Genomic DNA, 17,998 nt, shown 5'->3' on the forward strand with positions numbered 1-17,998 from the left:
GGCGCTCCACAACCTAAAATAAAACCTGATAAGGATTACATTATGTCAAACGTGAAAAGCAAATCAGCAGAACACAAATTACCGGAAGGTTTTACTGAAGAGAATGGCCGGTTGTATTATTGTCATGAAGATGATGATAAAAAGAAACTTGTGTCCAGTCATTCGCTGAAACCTGTGGCAAAAGCCTGTAACCGTACCCTGAACGGGAACTGGCACATTGTTCTGAAATGCACGAATCACAGCGGTGCTGAAGCTGACGTAACCATAAGCCTTAAGAAGGTTAAAAGAAATACCGATTCTGTTATCAGTCAGCTTGCCGGGAAGGGCGTCTTTGTCCAGGACGGCAAACTATTTCTGATGTTCCTGGAAAAGTCCTGTGAGCAGGACTTGCCACTTTACCGCGTGGCGATTCGACCAGGATTTCAACCTGAGGAGCTGGTGTTTCAGTTTGGTCCTTATCCAATCTTTATGGCTGGACGAGAGGGGATCCAGGATGTGATCCCGAATGAGGATATGACGATTAATCATGCCATTGCTGTCTCAGGTTCGCTTGAGCAATGGCAGGAACTGATTGCTAAGAAGGTATGTGGTATGGCTCCAAAACTGTCTATCTTGGTGGGGCTCAGTTCATTCCTTCTCCCTCTTCTGGGCGAAAGTGGTGCCATTTTCCACCTGTGTGGTGACAGCTCGACGGGTAAAACTGCCGCGATTCAGGCAGGTGCCAGCGTGAATGGTCTCGCAGCTGAGCCCGGAAGTGGTAGCCCGACCCAGATCCAGCGCTGGAACAGCACATCTAATGGGCTGGAATTGCTGATGGTCATGAATAACGGAACGACCTTATGCCTGGACGAGCTTGGCTCATTCACCGGTAAATTTTTTGCAGAGACGCTGTATGACATCGTTTCCGGTGTTACGAAGTCTAGAATGGACGGCGAGACTTTGGGGATGGCGCGGCAATCCACATGGGCTCAAAACGTACTGTCTACCGGTGAGTTGACGATTGTAGACAGAATTCGCCTTGAAAAGTCTCCGGTGATGGATGGTATGTTGCATCGCGCCTTGTCTATCCCTGTCACATCGGAGGACTCCAGAAGCGAAAATGAAGATATCGATGCCGCCAGACAGCGAATTAGCGAAATAAAGACCAGTCTGTTGACCTGCCATGGTAGTGCTGGCTATGAATTTATTCGTTGTTTGACACATCTCGTAGATGAAGACGGGAAGTATTTTGACTGGAAAACAACGTCAGATATTCTGAGGTCATCACTGAACGAGTTTCATGATGAAATGAAGCGGCACTTGCATGCAGAACTCATTACCCTCAGTTCTGTTGAAAACAGAGCATTGCATCGTTTCTCTATCCTTTATATGACGGGGGCCTTTGCCGCAGACTGGTCGATCCTGCCGTGGCAAAGTCCAGAAATTGCCGATGTGGTTTATGAAGCCTTTAAACGTTGGTTGCAGCATTATCGCGCTGATGCTGGTCGTAAACAGAACGTCCTGATCACCGTCCAGAACTTCATTGCGGTGAGTCGTTCAAAATTTATTGACGTGAAAATGCCTTCTTTTGCTTCCCGTAAGACCGATACTGCCGGGTATATTCTAAATGACGGGAGCTATTTGATACTGCCGGACGCCCTTGAAAAACTTGGGATGAACTGGGGCTTGTCTGCGAAAAAACTGGCCCGCTTAATTGACGAAGAAGGTTATCTGACACGCCCGGAAGGCGATCGCCTGACGACACGCCGGACCATACAAAAAGTAAACGTGACGGGGTACTGCTTATCTGCCGAATTTGCCACAGCCAGTTTCTGAATTCTTAATCATTGATTCCACAGGCCGCCCGCACAGGCGGCCTTTCTCATGTCTGTTGATTAATCAGATGACCCGGAAAATGCCAGTGCATTACCAATATGTTGCTCTATCAACTGGCCGGTCGCTTTCAGCCGCTGCGGATGCAGATGAGCATAACGCTGTGATGACTGAATGCTGCGGTGTCCGAGCTGGGCCTGGACGTCATATAGGGTGCCTCCCCGTGAAACGATTAATGCTGCGACTGAATGGCGACATGTGTGAATACAGACCTCCTCATCGTAGATGCCTGCCCGTCGGATAATGCGCCTGAAGGCTTTAGTGACATTGCAGACTGGTTTGCCCGGCATTTTGCCGCCAAACATCCATACATTGCCGCCGAAGCGGGGTAACTCATCAATCAGCTTTACCGCCCAGTCGTTGAGATGAACCAGTCGCCCTGAGCCGTTCTTGGTTTCCGGTAGCCACAGCGTTCCCTGTTGCTTGTTGTAATGTACCCATTTTGCCAGCCTCAGCTCGTCACGTCGCAATCCGGTCAGCAGCAGTAAACGAATATAAATCCCGACTACACGGCTGTTGTCCTCACTGGCAGCCTCGAATATGCGCCGGATTTCCGTTTCCGAGAAATAACGCTGGCGGGCGTTATTTTCACGCAGAAGTGGGATGTTTGCCGCCGGGTTCACTGTCACCATCTCATGACGCAATGACCATCTGAGGAGGGCTTTCAGCAGGGCAATCACCCGGTTATTGGTGGCGGGCTGACAGGTTTCGCAGAGCGATGACTGAAGTTGGGTGACGTGACGAGGCGTGATTTCATTAAGCAGCAGATTTCCCATCATAGGGGCAATGTGGTCACGAAAGCGCTGCTCATCCTTGTTCCAGCTCTTTTTATGCAGTTTTGCCCATGGGAAGTAATACTGGCTGAAGGCTTCCTGAAGGGTAGGTATGGCCCGGCATTTGTCCCGCTCGTAACGCGGGTCAGTACCAGTGGCTATCTGTCGTTTCATCTCAGTGGCAATCTTTCGGGCGACAGTGACATCAATCTCCGGCCAGTGACCGATGCTGATAGCACGTTTGCGGCCCTGCCAGAGATAGCGCAGGAGAAACTTCTTCTTACCTTCTCCCTTACCAACCAGACATTTGAGCCCGCTGATTTCGGTATCGCTGTATTCCGCTTCACGGGAGGGGGCATCTGGTTCATTAGGGGGCAGGCCATCAATGAGGCGTTGAGTAAACTTAAAACGGCGTGGTGTGGGCATGCAGAAGTCTCCTTATGCAGTGGGTGATTTAATGCGTGAATGTGGTCAGAAAGTGAGGCAGGGAGGGAAGAGTCCCGTTCCTCAGTGTGTAATGCGCGTTGGAGCAGAAAAGGCAGCATGACTATGTTGTGGCAATGACGGCTACTGATGGGGGGAAGGTGATCGCCAGAATTCTCCGGTCCGTCTCTGGTCTTCCCCGCAACTTACCCGGCGAAATCCCTTAAAACGGGAGCTGAAAAAGTATTGCGCCATAACGTTTTGACAGGTAATTCCCCGTTTCCCCGTGAGAATGGTGCAGGGGAGGGCACTGAATTAAAGGCAACGGTGTGTTGTTTACTATCGGTCTTTCAGTGAAGAGGGTAAATTTATTAGATAATAAACAACCTATATGAATAATATATAAATGAATATGTACATGAAACCGTTTGTTGATCAGTAAATCATTACAGTTAATTTGGAACTATTTTATTAATGGGTATGAATATTAATAGTTAATTTAATTATCAAAGAAATATCAGTCACGCTGAGTTTCCACATTTATCTGCTGCAAGAATAAAAGTCATGGTTAACGATACATCATGTCATTTGAGAAAATAAAATGAAAAGCCTTCATTGTCTGTTTAATTTGTTTTTATCATGTAACGTATGTTTTTTGGGATTGAGTTTATTACCATTATTTTATGAAGGAATATACAGAGTGATATAAATGTTGGATTGATGACTGGTGGTAGCATTCATACCCACCCTGTGAAAATAAATCGGGAAAACGGGAAATTTGGAGCAAAGTGTTGGTATACAAGGGATGTGTGGATCTCTGTTACGGGAAAACTACGGGGATATTGTGGGAAAAGGACGGGAGAGAGGTCCTATGTTGATGCTGATCAGATCTTTTCTGGTTTGCACTTGCTCATATCGTGAACAGCGTTAGTGTGGTGAGCATCATTTGCCAAAAGGGTAAGACAATGAATGCCATACAGCAGCATGCTGCAGCGCTTCTGGATAGTATTGCACGATGGAATGAAGTGACGACTCTGGCTAAATTACGCTATCAGTCCGAGCTGGCACCTGATTTCAGCCTCATGGACTGGCTGAGGAATGACGAACTGGCCCTTTCACGCTATCTACGATTTTTGCTTTCTCCTAATGAAACTCATGGTCAGTCAGCACTGTTTCTAAAGGGATTTTTTTCCCTCATTGAAAAGAGTGGGCACGATAGCCCTATAACTACCGGAGGCAGCCATCATAAAGTCAGGGTTGATTATGAAGTCACTATTGAAAACAGAAGAAAAATAGATCTGTTGATGACGTCTTCAGAGGGTTTTATTGCTATCGAAAATAAGCCATGGGCAGCAGATCAGGAAAATCAGTTACGGGATTATGCATTATGGCTGAACAAAAGTGAAAGACCATGGAAGTTAATTTATTTATGCAATCAGGAACCAGGAGAGTGGACTCTTCCTGACAATACCCCGGAAGCGCTGAAGCAACATATACTCACGATATCCTGGCATGAAGTCGTCAAATGGCTTAATGAATGTTTATTACATATTCGGGCAGGTGCGGTCAAAATATTTGTTGAATCATTGATTAAATATATCAACCAGTCAATTAATGGTGAGTTCATAATGGATAATAGTTGTGAGTTGTCAGAAATCATCCGCAAGGATAGGCACTCTATAGAATCGGCATTTATGATTTTTAACCAAATGAATGAGGTTCGCAACGATTTATTCAAAGAGTTTATTTCTGATTTAAATGCCAGCTTCATTAATCATCCTTATTCTATTGAAATCTCGGATGGGGACCTATCGAAACGTGGGGCTAATTTTTATATCCCATTAAGTTCGGATGGTAATTACACTTTGTGCTGGGAGTTTGAGTATTCAGGTTATTATGGTTTATTTTTTGGCATTTCGGGAGTGAGTCTGGTTGAAGGTCAATCTGCAAAAATAGCTGCTGCCATGTCAGAGATATTTCCACACACGCAGGGTAAATCCAGCGAATACTGGTCATGGTGGAGCAGAGGTTTCGATCTGCAAGGGAAAAATCGCATTCCTAGAGACTGGGGTAATGATGGAGCGGTTTGGGCGAAGCTCCGTGAGCGTGATACAGACAGTATTTTTGCAGCTACCCGTGAAGCGATTCTGGCCGTTCATGAAAAGCTGGATATGTGTTTATTGCGTTAATTATCTGATCGTTTGCAGTAAACGCCTGCAGTGGTAGATAGCCAATGAGGACAGGACGTGATCACGACTTAATGTGGTAAGCAAAATCTATGAGAGGGTACATGGATAATATTGAAGACAGCATTCCGCTTGGTATGCAGCAGTTGATTGATGCTGAGAGCGACGGGAAGATTTGGCTAAACAGTATTCCGGTCGTGAACGAGCTGTTGGATGATTTGCAGCGCGTGGCATGGCATGCGCGAATTCAGCAGGCAAAACATGAGATAACGGCGCACAAAAGCGCATATTTGGTGAATGCCAAGATCAGCGAACTGGTGCAGATCTTCGAGGGTAGGAATCCGGCCTATGCCGTCCTGCCGTGGAATACCGATCCCCACCAGATGAAAGCATACATTATGAAACAGGACGACTACTGGGGAGACGATGCCGACGTTATCTATGATGATGCCTTGCCGCGATTGCTCAATTGCTGTGCTGCTGCGGCAACTTGTGGTGTTGAGTCGCTATTACCAGACTGCCCTGAGATATTCCGCAGCAGCAAAGAACAGGTTCTCGCTGACCTGTCTGAGCAGCGCTATCTGGCTGGTGCGTTCCTGATGGGGGTGTCAGTAGAAATATTTATCCAGATGGCGGGCTAAATACCCCCCAATACCGCAACATTTTTACCAATCCATGCTTACTTTCGGAGAATGGACTGGCGGTTTCTATAAAGTGGCGAACCTTCTTCAACGGCAGCCAAATTGAACGACACTGGTGATTGTGGGTTATCGTGTCATGAAAAGCTTGCCATAGTCTGATCAGTAATTGAATAACTGTAATCCTGTGACTTTTGGCTATACAAGTTGGAGTCAGTTGGTTGAGAGTACTCATAACCGATATTATTGAGAACCGTGAACAAGGCCGGGAACCCTTTCCGGAATTGCGAGGGGTTGAGCAAGCCTACCGGCGCGGTAGTATTTTTTACACCAGCTGGGAACAGTTTGAAGACCAGAGCCTCGTTTAGGATTGTGTCCATTGTTGGAGGGTAAGATCACAAAGAGATTACACCCGAACAATGGTCAAAAGTCTCTGATGAAATTCAGCATAAACTTCAATTACAATGTGTTTAGTTCTTCCTTCCTTATCCTTATCGCTTCGTCTCTATTTAGAAAACCTTTACCTCGACATTTTCTACAATTCCTTATAGTCATTTTTGTACAGTCCGGACAGTCAAAGGAGTCGAAAACATCGATATCAATTTTTGAATAAATGTTATTCAAAACATAGCCATTCCCCATACAGACAGGACAAGACTGTGCACCCAATACTTGAACACCTTCACAAAGAGGGCATTCAATATATGTACGAACGGGATTCACATTTCGTTTTTTCTTGGGGATAAGTTTAATATACTGCTCAAAATATTTTTTAACTGCTCTATATACGTCCTTTCTATCTTCAGTCGATTGAAAAAATTCCGGGGCAATTCTAAGTCTCATCATCCCCGTATGTTTCAAAACAATCAGATCCTTTTCTTTATCACTGACAATTCCCCATGAATTAGTATGTTCAGGATGCCCATCATATTCAAGTCCAATTTTAGCAATGATTTCATTTGTATCTGAGTCATATAATTCAATTATTAAATCGTTTGAAAGGCTTTTTTTGGTCTTTGGATTGTAAACCTTTTTCTGAAGATGAAAATTTACAGAGTAACATCCATGAACACCATTTATTACGACATTAGTTCCTGAGATATTTTTAAACCTTAATGGTTTAAAATAAGACATAACGTATGCAATAAATATTGCCTCCGGGGCGGATGAAATTTTGTTGTTAGATTTGAAATTAAATAAATAATCAGATAGATTTTTATTATTAAGTATCGCATCCATTTCTGAGAGACTTAGGCATACTATAGTTCTTTTTTTTCTTTTCCATATTTAATTCACCTGAAAATAATTTTTATTTAACTTCGATTAGTATCTTCAAGCAACATATCTTTTAAATTTTCTACGCTTAAGACTTCACTGCTGCGATGTATCATTGCATGACAGTTGGGACAAAGGGGAACCATATCAGTGATTGGATTTACCACGTAGTCCTCACCTACCGTATGCAGCGGTTTGATATGGTGCACGTGGATAAAGCCTTTGCCGTGTTCACCATAGACTTTCTCAAAGTCGAAGCTGCAACACTTACAGGAAGTACCGTGATGGTCAATGCAAGCCTGTCGTGCTCTTGGATCACGCTCGTAAGAGTTTACCGTAACCTGCTTTTTTGCACCTTCTGCGTAATTCTCAGGTGCGGGAATTTCATCGGGAAACGAGTTAGGTAAGAAGTCGGCATACCATACTGTTCCTTCTTTTCGTAGAAAACGCTTTTCAAGTTTAGGGGTAAAACTTTTGATAACGGCAACATCTCGATCTTCGTCGTTTCGCCCCTGCTCCATATCAAAGGTGAAAAAGTCATAACCTTCGGCAATCAATTGGATGTGTTCAATAGCTTGAACATATCCCAAGTTCTTTCTTGTCTTGCCATCTACCACTTTGGTTTTCCACCGCTCTCGGAGTATTACAGACCTTTCCTGTTCTCTCTGTACATCCCATGCGCCAAAAATCACCATCTTCTTTGTGTGATTAACGAATGACCAACTCCAAGTCCAGTTCCTGCAAGTAGCCCCATGTGACTGGATGAATTGTTTTCTGTTCATGTCCATCTCCCTTTTAAGTATTCCTTTGTACATAAAAAATGTACGAGTGATCCAGCACTTTATATAGTTTTCTGACAGCGCCAGCATAAGGGGATTTGAGCAATTAGAGGTTAGTATGAAACCGGGCTTGAACAGGCCGGGGCAAACGAGCAAATCGAAGTGCGGTAGTTATTCACGAATAATTACCAAATCACTTTAAGTACTTCAATTGTCGGTACTGTTATCTGCTTGAGCAAAGCGAGTGCAATCAATCCCTGCGGGTTTTTAGGGGGATTACCGGAAAGGATGATGCTTTTCTTCCCCAGACCGGACAAAGACCGGATGCTGCCTTGCTGTGATCAATTCACCAACTAGGTATACCTGTTGGAAATAGTGTTTTTTGGCAGCGTGAAGACCAGCAGACGTTGGCACAGTGACCGGAGGGGTAGGGAGTCGCTAAAGGGAAATGCTCAGGCTGGATGGAAGAGGCCGAGTGGCGGTAACTGTGGCTAAGACGACCAGAAATCTACCGGAACCCTAGATAGCAAAAAACCAGCCCGTAGGCTGGTTTTTCTAAATAGTGGTGCCCGGACTCGGAATCGAACCAAGGACACGGGGATTTTCAATCCCCTGCTCTACCGACTGAGCTATCCGGGCAACGGGGCGAATTAAACCCGATCCGCCTCGTGCCGTCAATGGAATTTGTTGATTTCGCTACTGACCGCACACTCTGTCGCCAGTTTGCTGCGATCTCAGGCAAAAAACGCGGTCCACAGGGCGGAAAGCGGCATGGCGATCACCAGCGCAGGCAGCATATTGACTACCGCAAACATCTTAATTCCGCAGATCCGCAGCCCGGTTGCCAGCAGCAGCAGACCACCAACGGCGGTAAAGTCCGCCATCATTGCCGGCGTGGTCAGCGGTAAGATTAATGTGGCGCAGGTCGCGAGGGCGAGCTGGATAAGCAGCATCGGCACGCAAATCGCGGCAACTGCGATACCCAGGGTGGTCGCAAAAATGGTGGCAGTGAAGAAATCCAGGAAGGCTTTAGCGATAAGAATGCTGGGGTCGCCGGTCATCCCCTCCTGCATCGAGCCAAAAATCCCCGTGCCGCTGGCGCAAAACAGAATGATGATGGCGACATAGTTCTGGATAAACGCGTCGTGACCACCGCCTTTCTGTTTCCCACGGGAAAGCAGGTTTTTCGCTTTGCTGACGGCGCCGTTAATCCCTTTCTCCAGATAGCAGAACTCTCCAATCAACGCTCCAAGCAGCGTTGCCAGCACCATCACCGGCAGGTTAGCGCACTTGATGACCAGCAGAATACCAATCCCCAGTGAGGCGAGGCCAAAGATTGAAGGCATCGAGGAGCGAATACGCTCCGGTAGTCGCTGGCTTAGCACGGCGCCAAGTACGCCGCCCAGCAGCACGGCTCCCGCATTAATGAACGGTCCAATAACCACTGTGAACTCCTGTTATTTACTCATTGATATTGCATTATTATTACTCTTTTCAGTGAGTAATCGCCAAGTTAATCCCATTTTTTGCATAATGATTCCTTCTTGCGCGCCCTGGCGAAAGGTGACATTATTGCGCGAATTTTCTCCTCTCAGATACGAGGCCGCCAATGCACAGACTCTCTCTCGCTCGAATGGCTGGCCGTATCGACACATCTTATTCTACGCTCACCATGCGGTGAGGGTAACGTAGGCTCACTGCAGGACAACATTAAAACCAGACGCGTTCTGCTTTTACTGATGTCTGGCGGTCGGAGCTGAACTCCGGTCAGACACATTCGTTGGGCAGGGGGACTCCCTGTCCGGGGCTTTTTCACGCCTTGCACGGGTATTTGCGCTTATGAAATCAATGAAAATTGCCGTCAGCCGCGAGCTGGCGTCCGCCTTATCCACACACCGGGAAGTGGTGACGCTGGATAACACAGATTTTACGGATGTGGCGGCAGTCGTCATTACCGTCGCTGAAAGTCACAGCGGCATCCTCGCATTACTGAAACGCACCGGTTTTAACCTGCCTGTATTTATGTTCTCGCCACAGCCTGTTGAAACCCCTGCGGGTGTCGATGCTGTGATCGATGGCAAAGCGCAGGAGTGGTTAGAGCTGGAAGCCGCGGCCTGTCGCTATGAAGAGAACCTGCTGCCGCCGTTTTTCGACACTCTCAGCCAGTACGTGGCGATGGACAACAGCACCTTTGCCTGCCCGGGGCATCAGCACGGGGCATTCTTTAAGAAACACCCGGCAGGCCGCCAGTTCTTCGATTTCTTTGGTGAGAATGTCTTTCGTGCCGATATGTGCAACGCCGACGTGAAGCTGGGCGATCTGCTGATCCATGAAGGTTCTGCCAAGCATGCGCAAAAGTTCGCCGCGAAGGTGTTTAACGCCGACAAGACCTATTTCGTCCTCAACGGCACCTCGGCCGCCAATAAGGTGGTGACCAATGCGCTGCTCACCCGTGGCGATCTGGTGCTGTTTGACCGCAACAACCATAAATCCAACCACCATGGCGCGCTGATCCAGGCCGGAGCGACCCCGGTTTATCTCGAAGCGGCGCGTAACCCGTTTGGCTTTATTGGCGGCATTGATGACCGCTGCTTTGACGAGGCGTACCTGCGGGAGCTGATCCGCGAAGTGGCTCCGGAAAAAGCCCGTGACGCACGTCCGTTCCGTCTGGCGGTGATCCAGCTCGGCACCTATGACGGTACCATCTATAACGCCCGCCAGGTGATCGACAAGATTGGCCAGCTGTGTGACTACATCCTGTTTGACTCCGCGTGGGTGGGTTACGAGCAGTTTATTCCGATGATGGCGGATAGCTCGCCGCTGTTGCTGGATCTCAATGAGAAGGATCCGGGGATTTTTGTCACCCAGTCGGTGCACAAACAGCAGGCCGGGTTCTCCCAGACCTCGCAGATCCATAAAAAGGATAACCATATCCGCGGTCAGGCGCGTTTCTGCCCGCATAAGCGCCTCAACAACGCCTTTATGCTTCACGCTTCCACCAGCCCGTTCTATCCGCTGTTTGCAGCTCTCGACGTTAACGCCAAGATCCATGAAGGGGAGAGCGGACGTCGGCTTTGGGCCGAGTGCGTTGAGCTGGGTATCGAGGCGCGCAAGGCGATTATCGCCAACTGCAAGATGATTAAGCCGTTTATCCCGCCGGTGGTGGCCGGGCGTCCGTGGCAGGATCATCCTACCCATGCGATTGCCAGCGAGCTGCGTTTCTTCAGCTTTGAGCCGGGGGCCAAATGGCACGGCTTCGAGGGCTATGCCGAGGAGCAGTACTTTGTCGACCCGTGCAAGCTGCTGCTGACCACGCCGGGTATCGATGCTGAAAGCGGGGAGTATACTGACTTTGGCATCCCGGCGACCATTCTGGCGCACTACCTGCGTGAGAAAGGCATCGTTCCGGAGAAGTGCGATCTTAACTCCATTCTGTTCCTGCTCACTCCCGCGGAGAGCGCAGAGAAGATGGCGCAACTGGTGGCGATGCTGGGCCAGTTTGAACAGCACATTGAGGACGACACCCCGCTTGCGGATGTCCTGCCGACCATCTGGAAGAAATACCCGGTGCGCTATCGCGGCTATACCCTGCGTCAGCTCTGCCAGGAGATGCACGATCTGTACGTCAGCTTTGACGTGAAGGATTTGCAGAAAGCGATGTTCCGTAAAGAGAGCCTGCCCACCGTGGCGATGAACCCGCAGGATGCTAACCAGGCCTTTATTCGCGGTAACGTCGAGCTGGTGCGCATCAGCGAAGCCGAAGGGCGTATCGCGGCGGAAGGGGCGCTGCCATACCCGCCGGGCGTGCTGTGCGTGGTGCCGGGCGAACTCTGGGGTGGGGCGGTGCAGCGTTACTTCCTGGCGCTGGAAGAGGGCGTCAATTTGCTGCCCGGTTTTTCACCGGAACTGCAGGGCGTTTACAGCGAGAAGGATGCAGACGGGATTAAGCGGTTGTACGGGTATGTACTGAAGTAAAAAAATTCCCCCCTCGCAGGAGGGGGGAACCTAACAGATTAATGCGCGACGGTCTGCGCACCTGTTGGAGTACGAACATGTTTGTACTTGAACAGCGCCATGAAGGCGAAGGCCAGCACCAAAGAGTAGCCTGCGAAGATCAGCCACACCGGCTGCCAGTCAGTAATACCGTTAGTGGTATACATCTCCACAACCTTACCGCTCACCACGCCGCCGAGAATACAGCCGAAGCCGTTGGTCATCATCAGGAACATGCCCTGGGCGCTGGCGCGGATTTCCGGACGAACCTCTTTCTCCACAAACACGGAGCCGGAGATATTGAAGAAGTCGAAGGCGCAGCCGTAGACAATCATCGACAGCACCAGCAGCACGGTACCGAAGGCTGACGGGTCGCCGTAGGCAAACAGACCGAAGCGCAGCATCCACGCGAAGATACTGATCATCATGACGTTCTTAATGCCGTAGCGGCTCAGGAAGAACGGGATGGTCAGGATGAACAGCGTTTCGGAGATCTGGGAAATCGACATCATCACCGACGCATGCTCTACGATAAAGCTCCCGGAGAACAGCGGGTCGTTATCGAAGCTGTGCAGGAAGGTATTGCCGAACATGTTGGTGATCTGCAGCTCCGCACCCAGCAGCATGGAGAAGATAAAGAAGATCGCCATGCGTTTGTTTTTAAACAGCGCGAAAGCATCCAGGCCGAGCATGGCGCTCCAGCTCTGGTTTTTCTGCTGGTTAGAGACCGGAATGTGCGGCAGGGTCAGGGTAAACAGCGCCAGCACCACGGAGAGTACCGCCCCGATATAGAGCTGCATGTGGCTCAGTTCGAAGCCCGCGAAGCTCACGCCCCACATCGCCATGATAAAGCCGATGGTGCCCCAGATACGGATCGGTGGGAAATCGGTGACGATATCCATACCGGCGTCTTTCAGACGGTAGTAGGAGATGGTGTTGATCAGGCCCAGCGTTGGCATATAGGCCAGCGAGTTAAGCAGGATCACCATAAACATCGCCCCTGGCGTGGTGACCTCGGCCGCCATAAACAGCGTACCCGCCCCCACCAGATGGCAAAGCGCATACACCCACTTGGCGCTTATCCATTTATCCGCCACGATCCCGAGCAGGGTCGGCATAAAGACGGCAGCGATACCCAAAGAGCTATAGACCGCGCCGATAGAGGCACCGTCAAATTTGAGCGTGACAAACATGTAGGAGCCGAGCGTGGTTAGCCAGCTCCCCCACAGACAGAACTGCAGAAACGACAAGATTTTAAGCTGCAGCTTAAGGTTCATGTTACTTTCCTCACAAGAGAGCGGGCTGTATGTTGGTGTAGAAACATTTGGGTTTTGTATTTGATGCAATTCTATCAGCGAGTGGCGTGATGTTTTGTTACCTCCCGCAAAAAAATGCAATCAACATTAATTTGCAGTTTGGATTGTGATGCAAATAACACTTTCCTATGGATGAGGCCTGCACTGCTGGAGAGGATCTTTACCCTCTCCGGGGAGGAGAGGGTAAAAGAGAGAAGGCTACTTTCTACGATAGTTCTTTTGCGCCGTATTGACCTTATAAAGATAGCGGCGTGACTCGGCGGCGGGGTGACGGGTGGTCAGGGTCTGGTAAACATCCCCTGGCGACATGCTGTTGATAATGCTCGCCGCCTTCAGTTTATCGCTGGAGAAGACCCGCAGCACGCTGCCCGCACCGCCGTTATAGGCGGTGATGACCGCATAGCGACGCGAGGTCGGGTTATCAATGCCGCTCAGGTAGACGTTGTTCAGCATCGCCAGATAGGCGGTGCCGGTATCAATATTACTGGCGGGATCAAAGAGATAACTGCGGCCTGGCATGCCAGATTTCCCCTGCGCGCGGAACACATCTTTTCCGGCGCTGTGCTGAACAACCTGCATCAGGCCCAGGGCGTCGGAGCGGCTCACCGCATACGGGTTAAACGACGATTCGGTCTGCATAATCGCCAGGATCAGCGACTCATCGACACCGTATTTACGCGATGCCTGACGGACCATCCCCACATATTTGTGCGCACGTTTATCGAGGTGGTTTGGCACCAGGTTAATGGTCACGCTGTAGATAACGCGCAGGCCGTTGCTGCGGCTTTTCAGGCGGGTTTGTAGCAGATAGTTGGCAAAGTTGTTGGCACGACCTTCCCAGCGAATGGACTGACCGGTTTGATCCACCACCTGGCCATACAGGAACGGCTCTTTCGAGATGGTGATGTCGTCGGCATCGGAGTAAAGGTCGATAGAGCCCGGATCGTCACCCATCAGCAGGGTTTTGACGATCGCCTCACGTAAACGTGCCGCAGGATCGGTTCCGGCGATGGTCTCGACGGTGATGGTACCCTCGTCAAAGTTGATGTGGCTTCGGGTCTGGTAAGCGTCGGTGTATTTAACGTAGTCTTTCGGTCCGGCGATCAGAACTTCGTTAAATCCCCAAATGTTTTCGATGTTGTGGGCAAACTGCCCCATCAGAATGTCAAAACCGTTGGTGTCCTTCACCCAGGCTTCGTTATAGCTATCGCCTTTATTACTGGAGGAACACGAAACAAGTAACGGTGCAACAAGAGCAAGCGCTAAAAATTTTTTCATCATTCCGGGAGTGCGTGTTGTGTTGTTTTTGGGGCTGTTTTGCCGGGTGGCGCTTCGCTTACCCGGCCTGGTTATCGTGGGCCCGTGCAAGCGTAGCGCCGCCGGGCATCAGCCTGCACGATATTATTTTTCCGGTGGCGTGTAGCCTTCGATGTGGACGTCTTTGCCTTCAAACAGGAAATTCACCATCTCCTCTTCCAGCTGCTTGCGGTGTTCAACGTTCATCATGTTGAGCTTGCGCTCGTTAATCAGCATGGTTTGCTTGTGCTGCCACTGCGCCCACGCCTCTTTTGAGATCTCGTTATAGATGCGCTTACCCAGGTCGCCCGGATAGAGCTGGAAGTCCTGGCCTTCTGCGTCGCGTTGCAGGAAGGTACAAAAAATTGTTCTGGCCATACTGATTCCTCTTTGTCGCCCGGAGCTAAGCCGTTGCCCCGACACGTAATTGCTGTAACAGGCGCTCTACGGGAGCTGCCAGCCCCACTGACGGCGGTTGCGCTAAGTTATACCAGAGAGCGGTGCCTTCATCCATGCACGAGGTGAATGAGGACACGGGAAGCCACATTGGAACAATATCCAGATGGAAGTGGCTAAAGGTATGGCGAAACGCGTTGAGCTGCACAAGAGTATCGGCAGGGATGCCGCGTTGCGCCAGCCAGTCGCGAAGCCCATCCTCATCTTCAAACTGCGGGAAGCAGAATAAGCCGCCCCATAAACCGCTTGGTGGACGCTGGGCGAGCCAGACCGTCTCCTCGTGCTGCATCAGCAGAAAATAGCCGGTGCGCTCGGGCAGCGTCTGCTTCGGCTTTTTACCGGGATACTGCGCCCAGCTGTGGTTGGCATAGGCCACACACAGATTATTCAGCGGGCAGAGTTCGCATTTAGGCTTCGAGCGGGTGCAGACCATCGCCCCCAGATCCATCATCGCCTGGTTAAAGCGTTCAACGCCGTGAGCGGGAGTGACCGCCTCGCTGATTTCCCACAGGCGCTTTTCCACCTCCTTCTTGCCCGGCCAGCCGCCAACGGCATAGCAGCGTGCCAGCACGCGCTTCACGTTGCCGTCGAGAATGGGGAAGTGTTTCCCCAGCGAAAGGGAGAGAACGGCTCCGGCGGTAGAGCGGCCGACGCCCGGCAGGGCAGCCACTTCCTCGAAGGTTTCCGGGAATTTACCCCCGTGCAGCGACACCACCTGCTGGGCGGCTTTATGCAGATTGCGGGCGCGGGCGTAGTAGCCGAGCCCGGTCCACAGATGCAGCACCTCATCAAGCGGGGCGTTCGCCAGATCGGTCACGGTGGGAAAACGCGCCATAAAGCGCTCAAAGTAGGGGATAACGGTAGCGACCTGCGTTTGTTGCAACATCACCTCGGAGAGCCATACTTTGTAGGGTGTTTTTTCAGTTTGCCAGGGCAGGGTTTTACGCCCGTATTTGTCGTACCAGTCCAGCACCTGGGCTGAAAATTGAGAGGCTTGCATGGTCTTCGCTTCGCGATATCAGGGACGCAGATTGCAGCACAGCGGCATGCGGCTGTAAACCGGATCTTTCCCATGCTTGCATCCCATCATTAACTTTGGATAATGCCCGTTTCCCGAACATTCTCACAAGCAGACTACTCTTTTATGAAAAACGACGTCATATCACCGGAATTTGATGAAAACGGCCGCCCGCTACGCCGTATTCGCAGCTTTGTCCGCCGTCAGGGGCGCCTGACAAAGGGACAGCAACATGCGCTGGATAACTACTGGCCGGTGATGGGCGTAGAGTTCACCGAACAGCCGCTCGACTTTGTTGAGCTGTTTGGCCGCGACGCGCCGATTACGCTGGAGATCGGTTTCGGCATGGGCGCTTCGCTGGTGACCATGGCAAAAGCGCGTCCGGAGCAGAACTTCCTCGGTATCGAGGTTCACTCACCGGGCGTGGGTGCTTGCCTGGCGACGGCCCATGAAGAGGGCGTCGAGAATCTGCGGGTGATGTGTCATGACGCGGTAGAAGTGCTGCACAAGATGATCCCTGACAATTCTCTGAACATGGTTCAGCTCTTTTTCCCTGACCCATGGCACAAAGCACGTCATAATAAACGCCGTATCGTTCAGGCGCCGTTTGCCGAACTGGTCAAAAGTAAACTGAAGCTGGGTGGCGTTTTCCACATGGCCACCGACTGGGAACAGTATGCGGAGCATATGCTGGAAGTGATGTCGACGCTCGACGGGTATAAAAACCAGTCGGCGAGCAATGATTATGTGCCGCGTCCTGACTCACGTCCGGTAACGAAATTTGAACAGCGTGGCCATCGTCTTGGTCACGGCGTATGGGACTTAATGTTCGAGAGGGTGAAATAATGGCAAAGAACCGTAGCCGTCGTCTGCGTAAGAAAATGCACATCGAAGAATTCCAGGAAATTGGTTTTTCGGTTGCATGGCGTTTCCCGGAAGGCACCAGTGTAGAAAAAATTGATGAAGACGTAGATGCTTTCATCAATGAAGTTATCGAGCCGAACAAGCTGGCATTTGACGGCAGCGGCTACCTGGCGTGGGAAGGTTTGATCTGCAAACAAGAGATCGGCCAGTGCACCGAAGAGCATCAGGCTATCGTACGTAAGTGGCTGGAAGACCACAAATTCGAAGACGTGCGCATCAGCGAACTTTTCGATATTTGGTGGGACTAATAGAGCATCAGGGGCCAGCAATTGCTGGCCCGTTTTGTATGAGGGAGAATATATGATGCGCAAAACGCTGCTCGCTACGGCTTTAATGACCACGGCTCTGACCGCTCACGCAGACTACAAATGCGAAGTCACGCCGCGTGACGACGTGATCCTTAGCCCGCAAACCGTGCAGGTAAAAGGTGAGAACGGCAATCTGGTGATCACTCCGGATGGCAACGTCATGTTTAACGGCAAGCAATACACGCTGAGCGCAGCCCAACGTGAACAGGCGAAAGATTACCAGGCCGATCTGCGCAGCGCGCTGCCGTGGATCGACGAAGGCGCTCTGACCCGTGTGGAAAAAGGCCGTGTCGCGCTGGATAAGATCATTGCTAAAGAGGTAGAGGAGAGCAGCAATATGCGCTCGCGCCTGACCAAACTGGACGCGCAGTTAAAAGAGCAGATGAACCGGATTATTGAACATCGTACCGATGGCCTGACGTTCCACTATCAGGCGATCGATCAGGTACGTGCCGACGGCCAGCAGCTGGTAAATCAGGCGATGGGCGGCATTCTGCAGGACAGTATCAACGAGATGGGCGCTAAAGCAGTGCTGAAAGGCGGCGGCAACCCGCTGCAGGGCGTGCTGGGTAGTCTGGGCGGGCTGCAAACTTCCATTCAGAACGAGTGGAAGAACCAGGAAGCGGATTTCAAGGAATTTGGCAAAGACGTGTGTAAACGCGTGGTATCGCTGGAAGAGAGCCGCAAGGGGCTGGTCAGCGGCCTGAAATAAGCCACATTATCCAGCAAAGGGGATCTCCC

15 protein-coding genes, 1 tRNA gene and 1 pseudogene are annotated in these 17,998 nt (G+C 50.4%); 7 read left to right on the forward strand and 10 right to left on the reverse strand.

The window, feature by feature from the left end; translation table 11 throughout:
• Positions 1 to 42: 42 nt before the first annotated feature.
• Positions 43 to 1,815 (forward strand): DUF927 domain-containing protein, encoded by a 1,773-nt coding sequence (locus tag LRS40_RS10825; RefSeq protein WP_192464772.1) that lies wholly within the window; start codon positions 43 to 45, stop codon positions 1,813 to 1,815.
• 59 nt (positions 1,816 to 1,874) lie between these two features.
• Here LRS40_RS10825 and LRS40_RS10830 read toward each other — a convergent pair whose 3' ends face one another.
• Positions 1,875 to 3,071 (reverse strand): site-specific integrase, encoded by a 1,197-nt coding sequence (locus LRS40_RS10830; protein ID WP_231313681.1) that lies wholly within the window; start codon positions 3,069 to 3,071, stop codon positions 1,875 to 1,877.
• Between the two features lie 962 nt (positions 3,072 to 4,033).
• Between LRS40_RS10830 and LRS40_RS10835 the strand changes: the two genes are divergently transcribed.
• Together LRS40_RS10835 and LRS40_RS10840 are read left to right on the forward strand one after the other, a co-directional pair.
• Complete coding sequence (locus LRS40_RS10835) at positions 4,034 to 5,257, forward strand: PD-(D/E)XK nuclease family protein (RefSeq protein WP_231313682.1); 1,224 nt, start codon at positions 4,034 to 4,036, stop codon at positions 5,255 to 5,257.
• 101 nt (positions 5,258 to 5,358) lie between these two features.
• Complete coding sequence (locus LRS40_RS10840; RefSeq protein WP_060617882.1) at positions 5,359 to 5,895, forward strand: hypothetical protein; 537 nt, start codon at positions 5,359 to 5,361, stop codon at positions 5,893 to 5,895.
• On the opposite strand, the pseudogene LRS40_RS10845 reads toward LRS40_RS10840, so the two are convergent.
• From LRS40_RS10845 to LRS40_RS10865, 5 genes and pseudogenes are all read right to left on the reverse strand, one after another.
• Positions 5,876 to 6,052, reverse strand: a pseudogene (locus LRS40_RS10845) (hypothetical protein); the annotation flags it as partial. The gene LRS40_RS10840 and the pseudogene LRS40_RS10845 overlap by 20 nt on opposite strands.
• Before the next feature lie 299 nt (positions 6,053 to 6,351).
• Positions 6,352 to 7,131 (reverse strand): hypothetical protein, encoded by a 780-nt coding sequence (locus LRS40_RS10850; protein ID WP_231313683.1) that lies wholly within the window; start codon positions 7,129 to 7,131, stop codon positions 6,352 to 6,354.
• A 74-nt stretch (positions 7,132 to 7,205) separates the two neighbouring features.
• Positions 7,206 to 7,949 carry an HNH endonuclease gene (locus LRS40_RS10855; protein WP_231313684.1) on the reverse strand — a complete coding sequence of 248 codons (744 nt, stop codon included), beginning with the start codon at positions 7,947 to 7,949 and terminating at the stop codon, positions 7,206 to 7,208.
• 560 nt (positions 7,950 to 8,509) lie between these two features.
• A tRNA-Phe gene (locus LRS40_RS10860) sits at positions 8,510 to 8,585 on the reverse strand.
• A 95-nt stretch (positions 8,586 to 8,680) separates the two neighbouring features.
• Positions 8,681 to 9,391, reverse strand: coding sequence for a DUF554 domain-containing protein (locus tag LRS40_RS10865; RefSeq protein WP_142487062.1), 711 nt, complete (start codon positions 9,389 to 9,391; stop codon positions 8,681 to 8,683).
• 394 nt (positions 9,392 to 9,785) lie between these two features.
• On the opposite strand from LRS40_RS10865, the gene LRS40_RS10870 reads away from it, so the two are divergent.
• Complete coding sequence (locus LRS40_RS10870; protein ID WP_231313685.1) at positions 9,786 to 11,921, forward strand: ornithine decarboxylase; 2,136 nt, start codon at positions 9,786 to 9,788, stop codon at positions 11,919 to 11,921.
• Positions 11,922 to 11,959: 38 nt separating this feature from the next.
• Here the strand turns inward: LRS40_RS10870 and LRS40_RS10875 are convergent, their stop codons facing one another.
• From LRS40_RS10875 to mutY, 4 genes are all read right to left on the reverse strand, one after another.
• Positions 11,960 to 13,216, reverse strand: a complete 1,257-nt coding sequence (locus LRS40_RS10875) for a nucleoside permease (RefSeq protein WP_231313686.1) — start codon at positions 13,214 to 13,216, stop codon at positions 11,960 to 11,962.
• Between the two features lie 237 nt (positions 13,217 to 13,453).
• Positions 13,454 to 14,533, reverse strand: coding sequence for a membrane-bound lytic murein transglycosylase MltC (gene mltC / locus LRS40_RS10880; protein WP_142487059.1), 1,080 nt, complete (start codon positions 14,531 to 14,533; stop codon positions 13,454 to 13,456).
• Positions 14,534 to 14,656: 123 nt separating this feature from the next.
• On the reverse strand, positions 14,657 to 14,929 hold the full coding sequence (locus tag LRS40_RS10885; RefSeq protein ID WP_142487058.1) for an oxidative damage protection protein: 273 nt from the start codon (positions 14,927 to 14,929) through the stop codon (positions 14,657 to 14,659).
• Between the two features lie 25 nt (positions 14,930 to 14,954).
• A complete protein-coding gene (mutY, locus tag LRS40_RS10890; protein WP_231313687.1) occupies positions 14,955 to 16,007 on the reverse strand; it encodes an A/G-specific adenine glycosylase in 1,053 nt (350 codons plus the stop codon).
• Between the two features lie 144 nt (positions 16,008 to 16,151).
• On the opposite strand from mutY, the gene trmB reads away from it, so the two are divergent.
• The 3 genes from trmB to LRS40_RS10905 are packed head-to-tail and all read left to right on the forward strand — an operon-like array spanning position 16,152 to position 17,969.
• Positions 16,152 to 16,871: a tRNA (guanosine(46)-N7)-methyltransferase TrmB gene (trmB, locus tag LRS40_RS10895; protein ID WP_142487056.1), complete on the forward strand. Its 720-nt coding sequence runs from the start codon at positions 16,152 to 16,154 to the stop codon at positions 16,869 to 16,871.
• A complete protein-coding gene (locus LRS40_RS10900) occupies positions 16,871 to 17,197 on the forward strand; it encodes a YggL family protein (RefSeq protein WP_142487055.1) in 327 nt (108 codons plus the stop codon). Before trmB ends, LRS40_RS10900 begins: the two co-directional genes overlap by 1 nt.
• Before the next feature lie 52 nt (positions 17,198 to 17,249).
• Entirely contained in the window at positions 17,250 to 17,969 is a 720-nt protein-coding gene (locus tag LRS40_RS10905; RefSeq protein ID WP_231313688.1) for a DUF2884 domain-containing protein, read from the forward strand.
• The last annotated feature ends 29 nt before the right edge of the window (positions 17,970 to 17,998 follow it).

It is taken from the genome of Leclercia sp. G3L (genome assembly GCF_021117075.1).
Lineage (GTDB): Bacteria > Pseudomonadota > Gammaproteobacteria > Enterobacterales > Enterobacteriaceae > Enterobacter > Enterobacter adecarboxylatus_C.